General features: G+C 60.8%; 1 protein-coding gene. It reads right to left on the reverse strand.

All coding sequences use genetic code 11. The annotated features are described in order from the left end of the window. Positions 1-134 precede the first annotated feature (134 nt). Positions 135-1,034, reverse strand: coding sequence for a phytanoyl-CoA dioxygenase family protein (locus tag ACR0C6_RS21415; RefSeq protein ID WP_480621127.1), 900 nt, complete (start codon positions 1,032-1,034; stop codon positions 135-137). Positions 1,035-1,036 lie beyond the last annotated feature (2 nt).

The raw sequence follows: 1,036 nt of genomic DNA on the forward strand, positions 1-1,036 counted from the left end.
CCTCGGCCTCGGCCGCGTTGAATGTCTTTTCCATCGCCATGGGATGCGTCCTGCGTCAACAAATTCGGGTCAGCGCCTGCAATAGCGAATGGAGACGGGAAGGGGAAGGCCCTGTGCGGCGACGATTGCCGAAGTCACTCCGTGCCGGTCGCCTCGCTTCCGTACAGGTGCGTGCTTTGCGCCGCGCCTTGTGTCATCGCCTTGGCCTGATCCTCCCGGATGCGGGCGTGAAGCGCCAAGGCTGGTGCCGAAAACAACTCGGTCGGCGGTTCGATGAGGATGAAATTGCCCACCCGGTCTTCGCCCCGCGCCAAGACCGCGTAATCGCGGTCCGCCACTTTTTGCTGTGCGTTCGGGTTCAGATACCGGATTGCCAGCCCGATCCGCCGATCGTCCGACATATTGGGTCCCGAGCCATGGATTGTGAGGCCATGGTGCAGCGACATTTGACCCGGCTGCAATTCGATATGCGTTTTGTCCTCGTCTGCCACATCGACAGCCACCTCCTGCCCGCGCGACAGCAGGTTGTTGTCTGAAAACGTATCGTTATGGGGCAGGATCGGGTTTTTGTGGCTGCCTCTGACAAAGTCCATGCAGCCGCTTGCTACCGTGGCAGGCGACAATGCGATCCACGCGGTCATCTGATCCGGTGTTTCGCCCATCCCCCAATAGGTCAGGTCCTGATGCATTCCAACAACCTGCGTCGTGCGTGGCTCTTTGATGAACAGTTCCGCAGACCACAGCAGCAAGTCCGGTCCCAGTATTCCTTCGACGACGTCCAGAACCCTGGGGTCCAGTGCGATACGGGCGACCAGCGGCATCACCACATGGGCGTTCAGGCGTTTGTACATGTTCAGCGGCAGCGGAAGGTCGGCCACGCGCCAGGTCTTCTCGACCTGCTCCAGCTCGGCCCGGAACTGTGCGGTCTCATCCGGCGAGAAGACAGTGATGGGAAAGGCAAACCCGTCTTGCCAATACGCGTCGACCGATGGGGCGTCCAGACGGCCCTGTGACAGGGAAATGGGTTCGGGCATGG

Source organism: Ruegeria sp. AL12, from assembly GCF_056540885.1.

What these genes read in the sequence shown, in the direction of transcription:
- ACR0C6_RS21415 (WP_480621127.1), bottom strand. Translation starts at nt 1,034, where the DNA reads ATGCCCGAACCCATTTCCCTGTCACAGGGCCGTCTGGACGCCCCATCG.